22 protein-coding genes, 1 pseudogene and 1 riboswitch are annotated in these 20445 nt (G+C 55.0%); of the genes and pseudogenes, 20 read left to right on the forward strand and 3 right to left on the reverse strand.

What is annotated here, in order from left to right; genetic code table 11:
- Positions 1-83 precede the first annotated feature (83 nt).
- The gene (locus tag NLX71_RS06105; RefSeq protein ID WP_254362599.1) at positions 84-434 is read right to left on the reverse strand and encodes a hypothetical protein; all 351 of its coding nucleotides are present in this window, start codon (positions 432-434) and stop codon (positions 84-86) included.
- Positions 435-673: 239 nt separating this feature from the next.
- Between NLX71_RS06105 and NLX71_RS06110 the strand changes: the two genes are divergently transcribed.
- The 13 genes from NLX71_RS06110 (at position 674) to NLX71_RS06170 (ending at position 14673) form a co-directional block, all read left to right on the forward strand.
- Positions 674-1825 carry a nitric oxide synthase oxygenase gene (locus tag NLX71_RS06110; RefSeq protein ID WP_254362699.1) on the forward strand — a complete coding sequence of 384 codons (1152 nt, stop codon included), beginning with the start codon at positions 674-676 and terminating at the stop codon, positions 1823-1825.
- 11 nt (positions 1826-1836) lie between these two features.
- The gene (locus NLX71_RS06115) at positions 1837-2553 is read left to right on the forward strand and encodes a hypothetical protein (RefSeq protein ID WP_254362600.1); all 717 of its coding nucleotides are present in this window, start codon (positions 1837-1839) and stop codon (positions 2551-2553) included.
- Positions 2554-2645: 92 nt separating this feature from the next.
- Positions 2646-3200: a cysteine hydrolase family protein gene (locus NLX71_RS06120; RefSeq protein ID WP_254362601.1), complete on the forward strand. Its 555-nt coding sequence runs from the start codon at positions 2646-2648 to the stop codon at positions 3198-3200.
- Between the two features lie 24 nt (positions 3201-3224).
- Positions 3225-4673, forward strand: coding sequence for a nicotinate phosphoribosyltransferase (locus NLX71_RS06125; protein ID WP_254362602.1), 1449 nt, complete (start codon positions 3225-3227; stop codon positions 4671-4673).
- 284 nt (positions 4674-4957) lie between these two features.
- Positions 4958-6544 carry a PucR family transcriptional regulator gene (locus tag NLX71_RS06130; RefSeq protein ID WP_254362603.1) on the forward strand — a complete coding sequence of 529 codons (1587 nt, stop codon included), beginning with the start codon at positions 4958-4960 and terminating at the stop codon, positions 6542-6544.
- Between the two features lie 146 nt (positions 6545-6690).
- Positions 6691-6778, forward strand: a riboswitch (cyclic di-GMP riboswitch).
- A 203-nt stretch (positions 6779-6981) separates the two neighbouring features.
- Complete coding sequence (locus NLX71_RS06135; RefSeq protein ID WP_254362604.1) at positions 6982-7248, forward strand: HPr family phosphocarrier protein; 267 nt, start codon at positions 6982-6984, stop codon at positions 7246-7248.
- Positions 7249-7437: 189 nt separating this feature from the next.
- Positions 7438-8112 carry a response regulator transcription factor gene (locus tag NLX71_RS06140; protein ID WP_254362605.1) on the forward strand — a complete coding sequence of 225 codons (675 nt, stop codon included), beginning with the start codon at positions 7438-7440 and terminating at the stop codon, positions 8110-8112.
- Positions 8113-8369: 257 nt separating this feature from the next.
- A complete protein-coding gene (locus NLX71_RS06145) occupies positions 8370-9104 on the forward strand; it encodes a metallophosphoesterase family protein (protein ID WP_254362606.1) in 735 nt (244 codons plus the stop codon).
- On the forward strand, positions 9101-9964 hold the full coding sequence (locus NLX71_RS06150; RefSeq protein WP_254362607.1) for a GNAT family N-acetyltransferase: 864 nt from the start codon (positions 9101-9103) through the stop codon (positions 9962-9964). The genes NLX71_RS06145 and NLX71_RS06150 overlap by 4 nt, the downstream gene beginning before the upstream one ends.
- A gap of 431 nt (positions 9965-10395) precedes the next feature.
- Positions 10396-11400, forward strand: coding sequence for a 2-oxoacid:acceptor oxidoreductase family protein (locus NLX71_RS06155; protein WP_254362608.1), 1005 nt, complete (start codon positions 10396-10398; stop codon positions 11398-11400).
- Positions 11401-11438: 38 nt separating this feature from the next.
- Positions 11439-13742: a thiamine pyrophosphate-dependent enzyme gene (locus NLX71_RS06160; RefSeq protein WP_254362609.1), complete on the forward strand. Its 2304-nt coding sequence runs from the start codon at positions 11439-11441 to the stop codon at positions 13740-13742.
- Between the two features lie 89 nt (positions 13743-13831).
- Positions 13832-14131, forward strand: coding sequence for a hypothetical protein (locus NLX71_RS06165; protein WP_254362610.1), 300 nt, complete (start codon positions 13832-13834; stop codon positions 14129-14131).
- 20 nt (positions 14132-14151) lie between these two features.
- Positions 14152-14673, forward strand: coding sequence for a hypothetical protein (locus NLX71_RS06170; protein WP_254362700.1), 522 nt, complete (start codon positions 14152-14154; stop codon positions 14671-14673).
- A gap of 97 nt (positions 14674-14770) precedes the next feature.
- Here NLX71_RS06170 and NLX71_RS06175 read toward each other — a convergent pair whose 3' ends face one another.
- Positions 14771-15250 (reverse strand): GAF domain-containing protein, encoded by a 480-nt coding sequence (locus NLX71_RS06175; RefSeq protein WP_254362611.1) that lies wholly within the window; start codon positions 15248-15250, stop codon positions 14771-14773.
- 182 nt (positions 15251-15432) lie between these two features.
- Here NLX71_RS06175 and NLX71_RS06180 point away from each other — a divergent pair, with 182 nt between their 5' ends.
- The 5 genes and pseudogenes from NLX71_RS06180 (at position 15433) to NLX71_RS06200 (ending at position 17640) form a co-directional block, all read left to right on the forward strand.
- Positions 15433-16122, forward strand: a complete 690-nt coding sequence (locus NLX71_RS06180; RefSeq protein WP_254362612.1) for a response regulator transcription factor — start codon at positions 15433-15435, stop codon at positions 16120-16122.
- Positions 16119-16391, forward strand: coding sequence for a hypothetical protein (locus NLX71_RS06185; protein ID WP_254362613.1), 273 nt, complete (start codon positions 16119-16121; stop codon positions 16389-16391). Before NLX71_RS06180 ends, NLX71_RS06185 begins: the two co-directional genes overlap by 4 nt.
- On the forward strand, positions 16351-16683 hold the full coding sequence (locus NLX71_RS06190; protein WP_254362614.1) for a HAMP domain-containing protein: 333 nt from the start codon (positions 16351-16353) through the stop codon (positions 16681-16683). Before NLX71_RS06185 ends, NLX71_RS06190 begins: the two co-directional genes overlap by 41 nt.
- 162 nt (positions 16684-16845) lie before the next feature.
- Positions 16846-16998 (forward strand): annotated as a pseudogene (locus NLX71_RS06195) (ATP-binding protein); the annotation flags it as partial.
- Between the two features lie 159 nt (positions 16999-17157).
- Entirely contained in the window at positions 17158-17640 is a 483-nt protein-coding gene (locus tag NLX71_RS06200; RefSeq protein WP_375377891.1) for a C40 family peptidase, read from the forward strand.
- Positions 17641-17707: 67 nt separating this feature from the next.
- Here the strand turns inward: NLX71_RS06200 and NLX71_RS06205 are convergent, their stop codons facing one another.
- Positions 17708-18625 (reverse strand): DMT family transporter, encoded by a 918-nt coding sequence (locus tag NLX71_RS06205; RefSeq protein WP_254362615.1) that lies wholly within the window; start codon positions 18623-18625, stop codon positions 17708-17710.
- A gap of 209 nt (positions 18626-18834) precedes the next feature.
- Between NLX71_RS06205 and NLX71_RS06210 the strand changes: the two genes are divergently transcribed.
- Together NLX71_RS06210 and NLX71_RS06215 are read left to right on the forward strand one after the other, a co-directional pair.
- On the forward strand, positions 18835-19359 hold the full coding sequence (locus NLX71_RS06210; RefSeq protein ID WP_254362616.1) for an ADP-heptose synthase: 525 nt from the start codon (positions 18835-18837) through the stop codon (positions 19357-19359).
- A 287-nt stretch (positions 19360-19646) separates the two neighbouring features.
- Positions 19647-20426 (forward strand): (S)-benzoin forming benzil reductase, encoded by a 780-nt coding sequence (locus NLX71_RS06215; RefSeq protein WP_254362617.1) that lies wholly within the window; start codon positions 19647-19649, stop codon positions 20424-20426.
- Positions 20427-20445 lie beyond the last annotated feature (19 nt).

Genomic DNA, 20445 nt, shown 5'->3' on the forward strand with positions numbered 1-20445 from the left:
AAACAAAAGAGGCGGTGCCATGTCCGCCCCATCCGGCTATCCTGCCGGGCGGGAGGGAGACATGGGCCGCCTCTTTCGCCGATTTATTTCCAATTCCGATACCCTTGGGACTGGCCGATTCTCACAAGAATCCAGCCGAAATAGATGACTGCTGCGGCCAATACCAGGCTGATGAACTTCGGCAGCCAAAAGATAATAAGTGCCGCGCCCGCCAGCATAACTAAGCCGCTGCACACGCGCTTGAGCGTCGTGTCCGATGTTCTCCACAGCCAGTATCCGAAGGCGATCATCGCTAGAGCAAAAATATACCCGAATAATCCGGTGATGCCGCCCCAGCCGATCAATCCGATGAGACCGATCCCCATCAGGACGAAGCCGCCTATCGTCTGTATGTTCCATTTCAACTTCATCGTTGTCACCTGACTTTCGTTCATTTAGATCTTGTCTCTATTGTATTACGAATTGCATGTCCGATAAAACCGTCCTAAGGCGGTACGGAAGCTGGACTTTAGTCGGGGAGAACGGGCGGACGGGAGCAACCCGGCTTTTGCCACAGATTCGACATGAAATGACACGCGGAACCGGGAAAATGGCGGCTTGGACAGGCGGGCGGCGAGCTTTTTTCATGGGGCTGGGTTATAATGGAGGAAAAAATGCAGCGGAAGAGGACGAAATGACGACGAATCAAGCGATACAAGAAGAAGCGGCGACGTTTGTAACGTCGTGCTATGAAGAGTTGGGCAAAAGCGGGGAGGAAACACGTCGGCGGCTCGCGGACGTTCGGGAAGAGCTCTCCCGGCGCGGAACTTACGAGCTTACCTACGAGGAGCTTGCGCATGGCGCGAGAATGGCTTGGCGAAACAGCAACCGCTGCATCGGCAGGCTGTTTTGGCCGTCGCTAAACGTGTTTGACGAGCGAGGGCTGGAGCGGGAAGATGACATTGCGGAAGCGGTATTCCGCCATATCATCTATGGGACCAACGGCGGCATGATCAGGCCGTCGATCACGGTGTTTGCCGCAGAAACGGACGAGCGGAGTATTCGCATCTGGAACCATCAGTTGATCCGCTATGCCGGATATGAAACCGGGAACGGAATCGTCGGCGATCCGGCCTCCGTCCGGTTCACGAAAGTTTGCATGAACCTAGGCTGGAGGGGCGCGGGCACGCCGTTCGACGTGCTGCCGCTCGTCGTCCAAGTGAACGGGCGGAAGCCACGTTGGTATCCGATTCCCGACAATTTGGTGCTGGAGGTGCCTATTCAACACCCGGAATATGATTCGTTCGCCGGGCTGGGACTTCAATGGTACGCCGTTCCGTTTATTTCCGACATGCTGTTGGACATTGGCGGCATCCGGTATACGGCGGCGCCGTTCAACGGCTGGTACATGGGAACGGAGATCGGCGCGCGCAATTTGGCCGATCCGGACCGTTACCATATGCTGCCGAAGGTGGCCGAGCTGCTGAAGCTGGACACGTCGACCAACGTATCCCTTTGGAAGGACAGAGCGCTGGTCGAGCTGAATGCGGCGGTTCTTCATTCCTTTAAGGCGGCAGGGGTCAGTATCATAGATCATCATACGGCGGCGGAGCAGTTCCGGCGGTTCGAGCAGCAGGAAGAGCGGAGCGGCCGCCCGCTAACCGGGGATTGGACGTGGCTGATTCCTCCGGTTTCGCCAGCGGCGACGCATATTTTCCATCGGTCCTACGACGATCGCATCGTCAAGCCGAATTATTTCCGCCAAACTTGCCCGTACGACATCATGGACGCCGACGAAGCCGGGGCTCATGCAGACCCGTCGGCTGACTCGCTGACCAGAGGCTGAGGAGCGGTCAGATGTCCATTTTTTATAGACCGCGGCTTTTCTTATTGTCCGGAATGGCGACGGCGCCGAATTTTATGGAAACGTTCGGAGAGCAGTTGTGCCGCACGTTGGAGGCAAGGGGATTCCAGCCCGAGTATCGGCTGCTGTTCCCTTATGGCGACTGGAGCCGGAGAACTGCGGCTCAGATGCTGGAAATTTACCGGGATCTGCGGTTGAGACCGCAGGCGGCCGCGCGCTCGATCGGAGGCCGCAGGGCGGTAGAAGTGATCCGCAGCGTCTGCGGGAACGGCTTCCCCGTCCTGATCGGGCACAGCGGAGGGGGAGTGGCAGGCGTGCAGGCGGCCGAGCTGCTGCGCCCGGCGCTTTCCCTGCCGGATATGCTGACGGTGCAGATCGGCTCGCCGAAATGTCCGGTAAGCCCCGCAGGCCGAGAACGGGCGCTTTACATACGCGGCACCGGCGCGAAGGGCGGCGATCCGATTGCCCGGCTTGGTTCGTGGGGCGGCTGGGTAACGGAAGGCTCCAGGCTTCGTCACCGGTTCCGGTACGACCGCTTCAAGCATGCGCCGGCGTATCGGATTAACCTGGCGCTGACGGGCGGGCATCCGGATTATTTTCGCGGCCACGAGCCGTTCGTGAATCCGGACGGACGAACCAATCTGCAAATCGTCGCCGATTATACGACGAATTGGCTGCTGGAACGATGGGATTCGGAAAATGAGGCTTGACATTTATTTTAAATATGTCATAATGACATTATTGGAAGGGTAGAGTTGCCAGTCTACATCAATACAGACGTATGGAAAGGGAAGGTGCCCTTATGAAAGCTCTCGTTGTGATCGATTATACGGTCGATTTCGTTACCGGCAAACTGCCCTGCGGGCAGCCGGCGATTGATTTGGAGCAAAGAATCGCCGAATTGACGGAACGGTTTGTCGAAGGGGGCGATCTGGTCGTTATGGCCGTCGACCTTCACGAGGAAAATGACGCGTATCATCCGGAACACAAGCTGTTTCCGCCGCATAACATCCGCGGTACGGAAGGCCGCAAGCTGTACGGTCAGCTTCACGACGTCTATTCGGCGCGCCAGGACGGCATTTATTGGATGGACAAAACGAGATACAGCGCCTTCTGCGGGACGGACCTGGAGCTGCGGCTGCGGGCCCGCGGCATCGACGAGGTGCACCTGATCGGCGTCTGTACGGACATTTGCGTACTGCATACCGCCGTGGATGCCTATAATAAGGGGTATAAAATCGTTGTTCATGAGGACGCGGTCGCGAGCTTCAATCCGGCCGGACACGAATGGGCACTGACTCATTTTCGGAACGTGCTGGGCGCCGAAGTCGTCCGCGCTGCGGATAAGAACGTCTAATGAAGCGAGAGGGGAACTACCACGATGAGCTGCGACAATTTAACGCTTCATACGGATAAATATCAAATCAACATGATGTACGCCCACTGGTTCAACGGCTCGATGGACCGCAAGGCGGTGTTCGAGGCTTACTTCCGCAAGCTGCCATTCGGTAACGGATATGCCGTGTTTGCCGGCCTGCAGCGCATCGTCGAGTATATTCAGCACCTGCGATTCGACGAAGCGTCGATCCGCTACTTGGCGGAGCAGGAGGAGAATTACGACCCGGCCTTTCTGGAGAAGCTGCGCCAGTTCCGGTTTACCGGTTCGTTATGGTCGGTGGAGGAAGGATCGCTGGTGTTTCCGAACGAGCCGCTGATCCGGGTCGAAGCGAGCGTCTTCGAAGCGCAACTGCTGGAGACGGCGATCTTGAACTTCATGAACTACCAGACGCTGGTCGCGACCAAGGCGTCGCGCATCCGGCAGGTCGCACCGGACGATGTGCTGATGGAATTTGGCACGCGGCGGGCCCAAGAGGCGGATGCGGCCGTATGGGGAGCACGAGCGACTTATATCGCCGGCTTCGACGCCACGTCGAACATGAGAGCGGGCATGATGTTCGGCATTCCGACGAAGGGTACGCACGCGCACGCTTGGGTGCAGGGCCACGATTCGGAGGAAGAGGCGTTCCGGAAATTCTCGGCCGCGCTGCCTGACCAGGTCACGCTGCTGGTCGACACGTACGATACGATCAAAAGCGGCGTGCCGCATGCGATCGAAACGGCCAAATGGCTGCAAAGTCAGGGCAAACGGATGAGGGCGATCCGGCTCGACAGCGGAGACTTGGCTTATTTGTCGAAAACGGCGCGCGCGATGCTGGACGAAGCAGGGCTGCAGGATGTCCAAATCGTCGCATCGAACGATTTGGACGAGAACATTATTTTCAACCTGAAGGCCCAAGGGGCGAGAATCGACAGCTGGGGAGTCGGCACGAAGCTGATTACGGCGGCCGACCAGCCCGCGCTGGGCGGTGTGTACAAGCTGGTCGCCCGCGAGCGGGAGGACGGTTTCATACCGGTCATCAAAATTTCGGGCAACCCGGAAAAAGTGACGACGCCGGGGATTAAGGACGTCTACCGCATCGTCAATCGCGAGACCAACAAGGCGATGGCGGACTATATCGCCCTGACGGACGAAGACGATGTACAGCAAGGCAAGCCGCTGAAGCTGTTCGACCCGGTGCACACTTATATTTCGAAAACGGTGGAGCAATACGAAGCGCAGCCGATGCTTCGGCCGATTTTTGTAAATGGCAAGCAGGTGTACGAGTTGCCTGCGCTGGAGACGATTCGCAAGCATCACCGGAAGCAGCTGACCTTATTCTGGCCGGAATATTTGCGCAAGCTGAATCCGGAAGTGTATCCTGTTAACCTGAGCCCTGAAGCTTGGTACCAGAAGATGTCGCTGATTCGGATTCGCAAGCATAAAGAATAGGACGGCGTACGCGCCGCTTTCTTATCGGAGCCTGAAATGTCGGGCTCCTTTTTGCATGCTTGCCCCTCACGTTCTCAGCAGCCGCCGGCGAGTTGGATGTATGCCTTCGTACGTCAGCTGACTCTATTCCCCGCACTTTGCTCTGATGCTGTTTTCATACATATAGATACACTTAAAAAACACATTGATCATGTAACATAGTTTTGATACAGTTTGTTGCATGGAAAGACGTCCAATTCGAGTCACATTCGCCCAAAAGACCATTCAGGAGGTGAAGAAACGAAATGAACATCACCGTCGAACAAATGCTGTCCATCTATCCGTTGTCCGAAGGAAAGCTTGTTGCCGGACAAAGCGGCGCGTCGCGCCTCGTCAAATCGGTTAAAGTCATGGATACGCCGGATATTGCTGATTGTATCAGGGAAGGGGAGATGGTATTCACGACCGCTTATTTGATGAAAGACGTCCCGTATGATGCTATTTCTCTGCTTCGCAGGCTAAACCAATGCCGCTCGGCCGGACTCGGAATTAAGACTGGCCGCTTGTGGGACAAAGTGCCCGAGCCGATCCTCGAAGAAGCCAATCGCCTCGATTTCCCTCTGATCGAATTGCCTTACGAATGTTTTTTTTCCGACCAGATGAACGAACTGCTTCATATTGAAATGCAATATCATACGCAAATTCTTCACAGCGTGCTCGACAAACAAAAGAGATTGATGCAATTCGCGCTTAGGCCGGATCGAATCGATCATTTTTTTCAGAAGCTTCTGGGTATTTTAGGATATCCGATCGCCGTTGCCGGTTCCCGCGGTCAAGTCATATTCAATGCGACTTCTTTCGGAGCTTCGCAGTTGCTGCACGGCTGGACGTGGGAGAAAGAAGCACAGTGGGCGTTTGTGGAAGAGAGCCGATGTTTTCGCGTTCCCCTGAAAGAGCATGACGAGTGTATCGGCTATATGGTCATTTTTCCGGAGAATTCCCACCGGGTTGAAGTGGAGGAAGAGTTGTTTCTGCAAACCGCCGAGATCATTTCGTATCATATGGGAGCAATCCTCAATGAATATCGAAACCATGCCGCACAAAACGATCTGGGGTTGCTGCTGAGCCGGTATTTGCGGGGGAGTGGTACGATCGAAGCGCTGACAGAAGAAGCGGCCCGGCGGGGGATTCCGCTGTTGCAAGGCGCGTATCGCGGTCTGCTCTCCATAATATCTCCGGATACGGGACATAGGGAGAAGGATACGCTGCTGCGGAATATCCGCGAGGAGATGCAGTATCACCCGGAGCTCAAGGAGATGGCCGTAATTCATTTTTCCATTCAGGAGGGCTTGTTTTCCGTCTTTCTGGTCGATGCTCCGGGGGCCGACGGGAAGCTGAACGACTTGCTGCGCACCTGTCTGCGCGGGGTGCTGCAGGAGGACGGCGGCACTCCGCTTCGGATCTGTATCAGCAATAAGAAGAACAGGCCAGACCAACTGCGGGATGCTTACAATGAATGCTTGGAGACGTCCCGGCTGGCTGACCGGCTCGACATTCGGGAAGCCGTGGTGCAGTTCGGGGCGGTCGAGCTCGCGTATTTGTTCCAGTATGTCCCCAGGGAGCATATGCAGACATACGTCAACGAGGTGCTGGAAATGCTCTTGAAGAAGGACCCGGAATATTCACAGGAAATGCTGCGTACGCTGGAAACGTTTATGGAGAACGACGGGCAAGTGAATGAGACGGCCAAGCAGCTGCTGATTCACCGCAACACAGTGGCTTACCGGCTGGAGAAGGTCGGCGAGCTGCTGGAGGTCGATTACAAAAAAGTTAACGATCTGCTTCGCTTGAAGCTGGCATTTACTTTTAGACAAATGCTTAAACCGATGTAAAACGTCTCGCCATTTCGTTGAAAGGGGGCTGCTGTAGAGCAGGTACGGGCTTCGAGGGTGTGAAGGATTTACTTGACATATTTTAGCGGGAAGGCTTACAATTTTATCAAGCGCCGCTTGCGGGGCAAGGACGCAGAAGACATCTTTACTGAGAAAGGCAAACCTGTTGAAAAGCGGGGACGCAAAGCTCCGGGTCTAAGGCATAAGTCATGCGATGACGGCCGAGCCGCCAAAGAGGGATGCAGCTTAAACGTACGCTATTTCCGTTTAAGATTGCGGGGCTATTTGTTATGCACTGCAAGAATAAGTGGAGAAATGTACGTATTTTCCCGGTTAAGGAAGAAGATAGGCATGCAAACGGTTTCCCCTCCTTGGAATTGCAGTATAATACAGTAAATTTTATATACTCTTTCCACTAAAAGTACCGGAGGCGTATCATGCGAGTTCATGAAATTGTTATTTCCGATGATCTGCGGCCCGAATATTTGCAGCAAATCGTTCAGTATGCGAACCAATACCGTTCTGACATCAAGATCCGTTTCGAGGCGGAGTGTATGCAGCTCGATGCCAAGAGCATCCTCGGGATGATGCTCATTCCGATCCGGCGCGGGACGAAATTGACAATCCAGACGAAAGGCGCTGACGAAGAGGAAGCGATCGAGATGATGAGCCATATGCTGGAGAACAAGGAGCGTCAAGTATGATCTTGGGAATGGAGGAAGCGGCCGAAGGTTTTGTATGAATTCCAATATAGTTGACGCATCCCCGTCTGTCCCGGCGGGGATTTCTTGCGTACGGGGACCCTTTGTCGTTCACATCCAGTTTATATTTTTGTTGTATTGTAAGTCCTGGTTGAAGGAAGTTGAACATCAGAAAGGCGGTTGACGAAGCAGATGAGTAGAATCATGGTTGTCGATGACGATCCGCATATCCGCGAGCTGGTTAAAGTATGCTTGCGTCAGGAAGGCTTTACGGTGCAAGAAGCTGCCCATGGGCAGGAAGCGCTCGACAAGCTGGAATCGTTCAAGGCGGATTTGGTCATTCTCGATATTATGATGCCGCATATGGACGGTTGGGAACTGTGCCGTCAGCTTCGGCAGCTTTCCGATGTGCCGCTGCTCATGCTGACGGCGATCAGTGAGACGAAGCAGAAGGTCAAGGGCTTCGAGCTCGGCACGGACGATTATCTCGTGAAACCGTTCGAACCGGCAGAGCTGATCGTCCGCGTGAAGGCGCTGCTGAAGCGGTACCGGATCGCTTCGTCGCAGACGCTGCAGGTCGGCGAACTGACGATGAACCGTCTCACGTATGAGCTTTCCGTAGGGCAGGGAGATATCACGCTTCCGCTCAAGGAATTCGAGCTGCTGTTCAAGCTGGCCAGTTACCCCGGTAAAACGTTCTCGCGCGATCAGTTGATCGAAGACATCTGGGGCTACGACTATGACGGAGGCGAGCGGACCGTCGATGTTCATGTGAACCGCCTTCGCGAACGGTTTCCCGAGGAACGGCACTCGTTCAGGATCAGCACGATCCGGGGGCTCGGCTACCGGTTGGAGTTGCGGACATAGAGAGAGGCTTGCGGAGAACGAATTCGATTTAAAAGTAGCCGAAGCCCTCTGCCGCAGGGATTTCCCGCATGGCGTATATCATATCGAGCAATTGTTCGAGCTGGGCGATATGCGCGATTGGCTGGCGAAGGAAGCGACTGTCGAGATGCGTTTGGACGGAAAAGGAACACTATCCAGAGACCAACCGCTGTGATAAAATTACCTATTATCAGAACGGCTACGGAATTTGGATACCAGAGTGGAAGGACAGGTTGGCATTGAACAGAACGTTAGTCATCAGCGATATTCACGGGAGCTACGAGAGCTTCGACGCACTGCTGCGCGCTGTGGAGTATAACGCCGGTCAGGACCGGCTTATTCTGCTTGGAGATTATGTGGATCGCGGGTCAAGAAGCAAGGACGTTGTCGAACGGGTGATGACTATGGTTCGAGAGAACGGCGTCATCGCGCTGCGGGGGAATCACGATCAACGTTTTGTCGATGTCGTAACAGGCCCGTGCGATGAGAATGAGGAAATGAAATTTTTAAAATACGGCGGCGTGGAGACGCTTTCCAGCTATTATGCCCCTTATGAATCGAACGAAGGGAGCGAACGGGAACGTACCGAAGTCGCCAAAGAATGGGTTCGGTCGGAGTATGGCCATCATTTGGCTTTTTTAGGCAGCCTGCCTTTGTTTTACGAGGACGAGCGGTTCATTTATGTCCATGCGGGCTTGAACCCGGCGTATCCCAACTGGAAGGAACAGCCTGCCCGGGATATGATCTGGATACGCGAACCGTTTTACGCCCATCCGACTGTGGTCGAGAAAACCGTCATTTTCGGGCATACGAGAACCTCGAGCCTGCACGATTCTCCCAGCGTATGGTTCGGAGGCGACAAAATCGGCATCGACGGCGGTTGCGTCTACGGACAGCAGCTGAACTGTCTGGTCATTGACGAAAATGGAGGCTTCACAACGTATTCCGTGGAAGGGACGAATTGGGAGAGATGAACGAGCCTTATGCTCTGGAATCGATGAACACCGGCGACGGCGCGCATCTGCTCGCTTTGGCCCGCAGCGTCGGCTGGAACTTTTCTGCGGCGCAGCCTGATTTGTATTTGCGTACGGGTCCGGTAGTCGGGCACCGGGACGGCGAAAAATGGATTTCGTGCGCGGGATTTTATGCGTTCGGCCAAGAGTTGGCCTCCATCGGCCATCTTATCGTCGATGCGGCACATCAAGGCCAAGGGCTGGGAAAACGTCTGATGCTCCATTGTTTGTCTGAAGCGGAAAAAACGGGCACGGCCGTTACGCTCGTTTCGACAAAGTCCGGGTTTCCGCTGTATACTTCGCTCGGTTTTCGAACGGTTGAATATATCCACCGGTTTCAGTACGAATTTCCTTTGGAAAGCCCGCGGCAGGAACGGACCTCGGGCGACGTGGATATGGTACCGTTGAGTGAAGCCGTGCTGGCTGAGGCGGTCGAGCTGGATCGGACAGCCGCAGGCGTCCGGCGAGAGCGCGTGCTTCATTCGATCGCTCATCATAAAATCAGCGGATGGGCGGTTTGCGATTCATTCGGCGCAATCCAAGGCTATGGATTCGCTTGGGCGAAGGATGACATCTTGGTCGTGGGTCCTCTCGTTTCGGCAGACGCGGACATGGCTCTCCGGCTGCTGAAGGCGCTTATAGCGGGATGGCGGGGGCGGATTCAGCTTGATGTTCCCAGCGTTCAAGCTTCATTTCGAGAGCGGCTTCGCGAGCTGGATTTTCGCGAGGTTTCCGTTTCGCCGCAAATGCTGCTTGGGACTTCGTCTTTGCCCGGACGGCGCGAGTTGCTGTTCGCGCTTGCCGACCCTGCTTTTGGGTAATGCACGGGCGGCCGCTTTCCGATGAGGACGAGTCCATTTAACCGGCGTTCAAAATCATAGTTGACAAATGGAATACTCTATACAGTATAAAAGCATCAAATGAACGAATCGCGCCAGGTTGCTGACCGTACGGACGGAAGCCCTTGTTTCATTCTGCGCAAGCAGAACGAAGAAAGGGCTTTTCCATTGTACGCTGAACTCGGCCGTTATCTTTTTCCGGGTACGCGGGCTGATCTGCAGCTTTTTATAGTTTTTGCTGAGCAAGGCGTAATTCCGTGTCAGGTCAAGTACTCGAGCAATGGAAGCTTAGTTGACGAAAGCGCTTGCGACACGAAACTTTCAAGTCCAAATACCTATGCGAGTCAGATTTAAACTGGTATACTGAATTGTGAGAATAGTATAACTTTTCAAACATGAGGGGAGTTGAACAGATGAAAGTTCTACCGAAAACGAACGATCTCGGCTTCTTTGAAATTCGGCTCGAATCCATCGGCGGTCTGGGAGCCAACCTGGCGGGAAAAATGCTTGCGGAGGCTGGCGTCGTGGGAAGCGGGTTCAACGGCGTGAGCTTTTCTTCTTACGGTTCGGAGAAAAAAGGCTCGCCGGTTAAAGCGCATATCCGTTTTTGCGACATAAATACGAATATTCGCGATACGACTCCAGTGGAACGTCCGCATGTCGTAGGCATTTTTCATGAAAACTTGTCGAAAACGGTCAACGTGATCAGCGGCATTTACGAGGACAGCCTGGTTCTGGTCAATTCGGCAAAAAGTCCGGAAGCCCTGAAAGAGAAAATGAAGCTGATCGGCGGTACTATCGCGGTGGTCGATGCAACCGGCATTGCGCTGGAGGAGAAAAACCGCGTCAACATGGCGATGCTGGGCAGTTTGTTCCGGCTGTGCGATTTTCTCGATTTCGAACACATGAAGAGTATTATCCGCAAATCGCTGGAGAAAAAATACCCCGGCGCGGTCGAGCCTGCCCTGCGCACGTTCCAGCGCGGCTATGACGAGGTGCAGTTCCAGACGTTCGCGCTGCCGGAGGGTGTAGAGATGCCGCTGCCGAAGCGGTGGGATATTCCGATGTACGGTTACGAAACCCAGCCGATCGGCGGGATGGTGGCGAATCCGGGAAACAGCATGTTGAAGGATCTCAGCATATCGCGAAGCGGAATGATGCCGCATTTTGACGACGAAAAATGCATTCACTGCGCGGCCTGTGATACCGCCTGTCCCGACTTTTGCTTCGTGTGGGACGAACAGCCGGACAAGAAAGGACGTCCGCAAATGTTCCTCCAAGGTATTGATTACCAGTACTGCAAAGGCTGTCTGAAATGCGTCGTCGCCTGTCCGACCGAGGCGCTATCCTCGAACCGCGAAACGGAAGGCTACGCGGAAGAGCATCGCGTGCCGCATCGTTTTAGCTTGGCCCAGTAAAACAAATACCTGTTAGCAGGGAGAGGTGAACCAAACTAATGGCTATTGAGATTAACAAAGAGGTCAGCGAGGGTACGGTCGAGCAGCGGATGGTTTACGAATCCGGAAACGAGATGGCGGCTTATGCAGCTCACCAGATTAATTACCATATTATGGGATATTTCCCGATTTCGCCGTCGACGGAGGTCGCGCAGTTCCTCGATCTGATGAAGGCGAACGGCCAGCATGACATCAAGCTGATTCCGGCGGACGGCGAGCACGGCTCGGCAGGGATTTGCTACGGCGCTTCCACCGCGGGCGGACGCGTGTTCAACGCGACCAGCGCGAACGGTTACTTGTATATGCTGGAGCAGATGCCGGTACAATCCGGGACGCGGTTCCCGATGGTCTTGAATCTCGTCTGCCGCTCGGTATCCGGACCTCTGAACATCCATGGCGACCATTCGGACCTGTACTACGCGCTCAATACGGGCTGGCCGATCCTGATGTGCCGCGATCCGCAAGCCGTCTACGATATGAATATTTTGGCCATCAAGCTGGCCGAAGATCCGGAGGTTCGCCTGCCGGTCATCGTCGCTTCCGACGGTTACTTCACTTCTCACCAAAAACGCCGCGTGCAAACGTTCGCCCACAAATCGGACGTGCATGCCTTTGTCGGTGAACAGCCGAAGCAGTTCCCGCACGTGCTTGACCGTAACAATCCGATTACGGTAGGACCTTACATGAACGAGCCGGATTACATTAACAACTGCTATCAGCAGTCCGTTGCGATGTACAATGCCGGGGAAGTATTCGACCGCATCCGTCAAGAATACCGGGTGTTGACGGGCCGCGACTATCCGATTCTCGACCTGTACCGGATGGAAGACGCCGAAGTGGCGGTATTCCTGATGAACTCGGCGTCCGAGATCATTAAAGATGTCGTCGACCAGCTGCGGGCCAAAGGCATCAAAGCCGGGTCGATCGCGCCGAATATGATTCGCCCGTTCCCTCAGAAGCAGATCGCCGAAGCGCTCAAAAACGTCAAAGCCGTCACGATCGGCGACCGCGCGGATTCGTACGGAGCTTACGGCGGAAACATGACGATGGAAATCAAAGCGGCGCTGTTCACGGAAGGAAACCGCGATACGATGGTCATCAGCCGGATTTACGGGCTGGGCGGCAAAGATTTTTACGCCGAGGACGGTCATCACCTGTTCGAATTGGCGATCGAAGCGGCCCAAAAAGGCCGGGTCGACGTCCCGTTCGATTATTACGGACATACGCCGGGCGATCCGGACAAGAAGCCACAGCGTGTCATCGAACCGATGAAATACGAGGATTTGAAGACCGGATTGATTACGGTCAACAAAGACGAGACGACGGGCCAATTGAAGGTGAAGGTTCCGCCGATCCGCCAGCTGACCAAGAAGCCGAAGCGCCTTGCGCCAGGGCACGGGGCCTGTCCGGGCTGCGGTATTTTCTCCGGTCTGGAGCTGTTCTTCAAAGGGATCGAAGGAGATATCGTGGCGCTGTTCCATACCGGCTGCGCGATGGTCGTAACGACGGGATATCCGTATTCTTCGCATAAAGCGACCTACATTCACAACTTGTTCCAAAGCGGCGCGGCAACGCTTTCCGGCGTCGTGGAAATGTTCTGGGAGCGCAAACGCCGCGGCGAGCTGGAGCATCTGAATCTGCCGGACGACTTTACGTTCGTCATGATCACCGGCGACGGCGGGATGGATATCGGGATGGGCCCGGCCATCGGTGCAGCGCTGCGCAATCATAAAATGATCATTCTCGAATACGATAACGAGGGCTACATGAATACCGGCGCGCAGCTGTCCTATTCGACGCCGCTCGGCCACCGGACCTCCACATCCAACGTCGGAAAGCATCAGGGCGGCAAGCTGTTCCATCATAAGGACACGCCGCAGATTATGGCCGCGACGAACATTCCTTACGTGTTCACCGGGTCCGAAGCGAACCCGCAGGATTTGCTGAAAAAAGCCGCCAAGGCGCAGTATTATGCACAGAACGAAGGGCTGGTCTACGGCAAAATCCTCATTACCTGTCCGCTCAACTGGCTGTCCGAGGAACAAATCGGGCAATCGTTGATCGATCAAGCGGTCAACTCCTGTTTCTTCCCGCTGTATGAAGTGGAGAACGGCGTAACGACGATCACGTTCAATCCGGAGGAGAAGAACAAGCGGATTCCGGTCGGCGATTGGCTGAAAAATATGGGCAAGACGAAGCACCTGACGAAGCCCGAATACGCGGAGGCGCTGCAATCGTTCGAGAACGAAGTCGAACGCCGCTGGAGCCGTCTCAAGGCTAAGCACGAAAATCCTTACTTGTAAAAAGGTAAGGCTGGCACAAACCTCAGGCGCAAACTCGTACTGTTGAGCTTGCGCCTTTTTATTTTCAGAACCGATTCGGAGGAGTTTCGATGCCTTATGTACTGAGACATGCCGATTCCGGTGAAATCGCCGCATGTATTCAAAAAAACGTATACGATTTCGATTATTTCGGCGTCAAACAGTGGGAGGACGAAGGGCAGGCCGAGGCGGATAAGCATTCTTTTCTGGAGAGCATCAGCGTTGATAACCCCCAGAATTGGCATATTTATCTGATCCAAGAGGAGCGTGTCAAGCTCTGCAACGTGAAGCTGAAGAACGATCCGTCGCGTCGGGTGCGCCTGAGCGGCGACGGCCAGATCACCGTTCATTCCGCCTCCGAACGACTATAAAACGGGGAATGGTAATTTTGATGAAAACAAACCCTTTTGCCGATTTCGAAGCGGCGGGCACTGAGCAGGAGCTGGCCGCCTTTCGGGAATCGATTCGAAGCCAGGGCTTTACCGCCTTCCGGCTGCTGCTCGAAGGCTTCCGGGATCGCCTCAAGCAATGCTCAGACGGGGATATTCCAGCCGTGAATAAGCTGCTGGAGCAGGCCCGGCGGTTGTTTCCCGAGCCCGAGACATTCAGTCCATCCTGGGTCAACATATGGGACGAATTCGAGCGGATTGCCGCCTACAAGCAAACGGTGCTGGAGACCATTCCGGCCGAAGAACGAGAAGGGGAGTGGCAGGTGCTGCTCGATAATCCGTACACGAACTCCGATCTCGTATGCTATCCCGGACTCAGCTTTATGGAGGGGGCGTATTTATACGCGTACTTCCGCAGCGACCTGAAGCAGAACGAATATATCCGGCTGCAAAAAATTCAAAATCTCGTGATGGCCTTCGGCAGCGAGCGGCAGGAAGCCATGAACCAAACTAAAGAAGGTTAAATTTAGCTGGATTGAGAAATTCGAGGATAAGCCGGGATTCGAGCGGGGAAGCCGTTTCAAATCCCGGTTTTTCGCGTGGATAAAATGCGACCTACCGTTACATTCGTTCAGCGAGCTTCAGCGCAAACAGCTCCAAATAATGCTGATCCGTCGCGTCGAAACGATTTTTCTCCGGGCTGTCGATGTCCAGCACGCCGATCAGGCGCTCGCCATGGAGGATCGGAACGACGATTTCCGATTGCGAGGCGGCGTCGCAGGCGATGTGGCCGGGAAATTGATGGACGTCTGCGACGCGGACCGTTTCCCGGAGGCTGGCAGCGCGGCCGCAGACGCCCTTGTCGAGCGGAATGCGCACGCAGGCAGGCAAGCCTTGAAAAGGCCCGAGCACCAGTTCCCCGTCGTCGAATAAATAAAACCCGACCCAGTTGACCCGCTCCAGAAACTGGTTAAGCAGCGCTGCGGCGTTGGCCAGGTTGGCCATCCGGTTCGGCTCATCTTCGATAAGCGCGGACAACTGGGAAATGAGCAGCTTGTAATTTTCCTCGCGCGTTCCCGTATAGGCAGAGGCATGAAACATAAACGACGACTCCTTTTTTTTGGCGGTAGATTACGCTGAAACTAGCATATTTTCCATAGGACGTCAAGGCGTCGGATCATGACTCTACCGCGATCGCGACAGGCTGCTGCGGTTATCTTGGAAAACGGAATACGGCCCGGCTGGAATGGTTACCCTGTAAACAAACGGCTGCAGGAGAACGTATGACGCAATCTATTCTGGTCATTGAAGACGAAGAACATATCGCCCGGGTGCTGACGCTTGAGCTCGAACACGAGGGCTACGAGGTCGAGACGGCGCATGACGGCCGGGAAGGAGCCAGACTGGCTATTTCCAAGCCTTGGAGTCTTATTTTGCTCGATGTGATGCTTCCGGAGTGGAACGGACTGGAAGTGCTTCGGCGCATCCGTCAAATCAATGCGGAGGTGCCTGTCATTTTGCTGACGGCCCGCGATGCGACACCGGATATTGTCAGCGGGTTCGACCAAGGAGCGAACGACTACATTACGAAGCCATTCGTGATCGAGGAGCTGCTGGCGCGCGTCCGCAATCTGATCGGGCTGACGAACCGTCAGAAGCCGGAGACCGACACGCTGAGCGCGGCGGACTTAGCCGTCGATCTCAAAGCGCGTAAAGTGATGCGCGGAGACAACCCGATTGAGCTAACGCCGAAGGAATTCGACTTGCTGCAATATTTAATTCAGCACAAAGGGCACGTTCTGACGAGAGAGCAGATTATTTCCGACGTGTGGGGCTATGATTTCGTAGGCGACACCAACATTGTAGACGTCTATATCCGCTATTTGCGGCAGAAGATCGACAAAGGCTATCAACCTAAGCTGATCAAGACTGCGCGAGGTGTCGGCTACGAGCTGACGGACCCCGAGCCATGAGCCTGCGGACGCGATTGATGCTGCTGTTGGCCCACCCGGCGACATACCGGTCACAGTATCACACCGTCGTGCAGAACGAGCTGGGCCTGCTTCTTTTGTTCATTCAAGTGCCGATCACCGGTAAAAACAACGTTCAGATCGGACTGCTGGAGCTTGGAAAGGGATTGAATGTCGTCGCCGCTTTTATGGAGCTCCTGGTCGCAGGACTAACGGTGACGACGGGCAGTATTGCTGTTATTTTCGCCGATCGTCGGTTTTTTCTATACTAAGGCGCTCGTACGTCCAATCCGGCAATTGCTGGAGACGATGCGAACGATCCGAAGCAAAGGGGATTTTATACTGCTTCATCCCCAGTTCACGACAAAAAAGGACGAGCTGGGCCAGCTTGGACGAACGTTTAACGAAATGATCATGCGTTTGCAGGAAAACGACCGAAGGCAGAAGCATTTTGTTGCGGACGCCTCGCATGAGCTGAAACCGCCGCTGTCCGTCATCGAAAGCTATACGTCGCTGCTGCGCTGGTGGGAAGCCGCGACCCTGCCATTCGGCAGGAAGCGCTGAATGCGATTCATTCGGAAACCGTGCGCCTCAAAGAGCTGATCGATGCCCTTCTACGGCTGGCAGAGGTGGAACGTTTCGCGGAACCGGACCTGCATCCCGTCCGGATCGCGGAGCTGATCCGCTCAACCGCTGAGCAAATGCGCCGGGCGTTCGGTAGAGATAAGCCGGGGCACCGGAGGATCGGGGCTGGGCCTTGCGATAGCGAAGCAAATTGTCGAGCTGCATCAAGGGTCGATCCGCTTGGACAGCGAGGAAGGAAAGGGCACGACGGCGACGATCAAACTGCCAAAATTATCCTTCACAGCGTTTCAATAAGAGCAAGATGAGCGTTTTCTCATGCATTTTTAATAATCAGCCTTGAAGCGCCGGGTGGCAGGCGTTTAGCGGAGTTTGGCGGAAAAACCCGCATTTTCATCTGTGCTATAGTGGGGTACAGGCAAACAGCCAAACCTGACTTCAAGGAGGACGTTACAGATGAAACAACTGTTTGGAAAACGCTGGGGGAACATGGTGCTGTCGATCGGTCTGTGCACGGCTTTTCTGTTCGGCAGCACGCTGGCCGCTCCGGCCACTAGTGCTTATGCGTATTCCGCAACCAAAGCGCAAAGCATTATTTCCACAGGGAAACGCTACCTGCACACCCCTTACAAGTTCGGTGCGCCGATCGGTACGACCAAAGTATTCGACTGCTCTTCTTTCACGGCGACGATCTTCGGCAAATACGGCGTGAAGCTGCCTCGTTCGTCAGCGGCTCAATCCAAAGCCGGCAAATTTGTGCCAAGAAGCCAATTGAAGCCGGGGGACCTGGTCTTCTTCTACTCCCCGATTCATCATGTTGCGGTTTATATAGGCAACGGGAAAATTATGCACACGTACGGCAAGCCGGGCGTTACGATCTCCGATCTGAACAGCGGCTGGTGGAGCAAGCATTATACGACGGCACGCCGCGTACTATAATCTCAGTCAAGTGTTTGAACAAAAGCCGCTGCTCCCGGGTTTCCGGGAAGCAGCGGCTTTTCGCGCGTCAGGTCATCTCTGTTCTGTCGGTCCGGGCGGCGACGGCTTCCCGGTCGTTCGAGCGGAGGAACATCCATACTCCGGACAACAGGACGAAGCCTGCGGCGGCTTGCATCCACGTGATGCTCTCGCCAAGCAGCAGGTAGGCCAATATCGTCGCGCCCAGAGGCTCGCCGAGGACGCCCATCGATACGGATTCGGGACGCATATACTTCAACAGCCAGTTGAACAGATAGTGTCCGAACAGCGTCGGAATGACGGCCAGAAGCAGGAAAATGCCCCATTCTCGCGAGTCGTAGCCGGTAAAAGGCAATCCCGCCGCCACATTATAAACGGCGAGCACCAGCGCGGCAATCACAAAAACAAAGAAACTGAAGACAAAGGCGGGAATGCGTTTCAGCATGCTTTTGGCCAGCAGGATTTGCACGGCCATCGCCGCCGTTCCGAGCAGGGACAGCAGGTCGCCAAACAGCGCTTCTCCGGTCAGCCCCCAATCGCCCCAACCGATCATAGCCGCGCCCAGAATCGCAACCGCCATGCTGAGCACGGCCAGCAGATTCGTCCGTTGGCCGAGGAACAGGCACGCGCCGATCAGGACGAAAACGGGCTCCAGCGAAAGGATCGCGGTCGAGCTGGCGACCGTCGTCAGCTTGAGCGATTCCATCCAGAACAAGAAATGGAGTCCGAGCGCAAGGCCGGACCAGAACAAGCCCGCCCAGTCGCCTAAGCGCAGCTGCGCCACCTCGCGGCGGTACCGCAGCAGCCAAGGCAGCAAAATCGCCGCGGTCAGCAGCAGCCGGTACATCGCAATGACGGAAGACGAAGCATTCGACCAGCGGACAAAAATCGCTGAAAAAGAAATCGCAACGATGCCGATTACCAGCAGAAGCGGCAAAGGAACGGGAAAACGTTTCTCAGTATTCATCAGGCTAATTCTCCATTTCATAACGGTCGGTAAACAGGCACATTGCTCTATTATAGCATCGGATTTGCGACTCTTACAGGGCCAGAATTGAAAAAACGGGCAAAGCGTGAGAACGTCTGCAAAGTTGGACTTTTATTCCCAATTGTGATATGAAAGAATGTAGGCCGGACTTAGGAACGGACGCATCACATTAGGGGGGAATTGGAAATATGTCCCGGCGTTTTGTTATCGAGGCGGTGCTTGTGGCTGTATATGGCGAACTCATGGCGCCAAGCCGCCCGGTGGAATATTTGATTCCGTATTCGACGATATTGGAATTATACGAGATGAAGGACAGCCCTGAGCCGGTCATGCCGGACACGGAGGACGACGCTCATGTCAAAGGAAAAATTGTGGAACTCATCGCCTTCTTCGACGACTCATTCAATAAGAAGAAGCTGGAGCGCGCGCTTGTCGCCCCATGGCGACCAAGTCCGCCGCTGCCGATCAACGAGAATGTAACGTTCACGGTCATCAATGCCGTGGATAATGCCCAATACGGGGAATCGTTCGATCCGATCGAAACCGAGGTCGTGCTGACCTCCCTGCGGGAGAAAGCGCCTATTTTGACGGACCAGCTTGAATTGATGGAGAAAATCATTCAGGCCGAGGTTCCCGTTCAAGTGTATGATGTGTATGATTTTGAATTTGCCGTCGAAGACGGGATCACCGCAGACGATTTGATGAAGCCGTAGCTAAATGCATGCCGGAATCCCGATCAGGGAATGCCGCCGGCGACAGGTCAACCGGATTTGCCCGGTTGGCTTTTTTTCGTTTTTTTCGCGCAGGCTGTTACAAACCGACTCCTCCGTTCGCCATAAGGGGGCAGAAGCGGCATACAGCAAAAGCTGAAATTTAAGTCAATCGATGATACAATAGAAATAGGACCATAGCGAGGTTCCCCTTCAGGTTTACGTGCTGTTGCTGCGATGCGCATCACGGCGGGCTGGAAGGGGAGTTTTTTGTGGAAGGAGAACCTTGAATGAAAGGTTATGTTGTGACCGGCGCTTCCAAAGGGTTAGGACTGGCTTTGACCCGCCGCTTGCTCGCTGCCGGGCACCGTGTCATCGGCATTTCACGGACCGCTGCGGATACGGCGGACGCCCGCGACCGTACGAACGGAGCTGTAGCCCGGAGGAAGGCCGAGCACTACGCATACGATCTGAAACGCGTGGACGGGATCGAAGCACTGATCGCGACTATCGTCCGATCGCTTGAAAAGGAGCCGCTCGACGCCCTTACGCTGATCAATAACGCGGGCATGCTGGAACCGATCATGCCGCTGGAGCAGGCCGATAGCCTCACGCTGACGGAGCAGATGAACGTCAATCTTCTGGCCCCGATGCTGCTGATGTCCGCTTTTATCCGGGCGACGAAGGATTGGCCCGCCTCGACGGTCAGGACGATCGTCAATATTTCTTCCGGCGCGGGGAAAAAGCCGTATTCCGGCTGGAGCGGCTACTGCGCCACCAAGGCCGGGCTGGATATGCTGACGCGCTGCGTCGGACTGGAGCAAGGCGACGGGCCGCAGGCGGTGAAGGTCGTCTCGATCGCGCCCGGCGTCGTGGATACGGGCATGCAGGAGCTGATCCGCGGGATGGAGCCGGACCGGTTCCCGGAGGTGGAGCGCTTTGCAGGTCTGAAGAAAACGGGCGGACTGTATACGCCGGATGAGGCGGCGGAGCGAATACTAAACGTGGTGGAGGGCGGACGGTTCGCTCAGGGAGAAGTGCTGGATATCCGCCATTTGCCGCAGGCGTAAAGCCATGCTGCGAAAGGGG

The sequence above is a fragment of the Paenibacillus sp. MZ04-78.2 genome, assembly GCF_024213375.1.
Taxonomy (GTDB): Bacteria; Bacillota; Bacilli; order Paenibacillales; family NBRC-103111; genus Paenibacillus_G.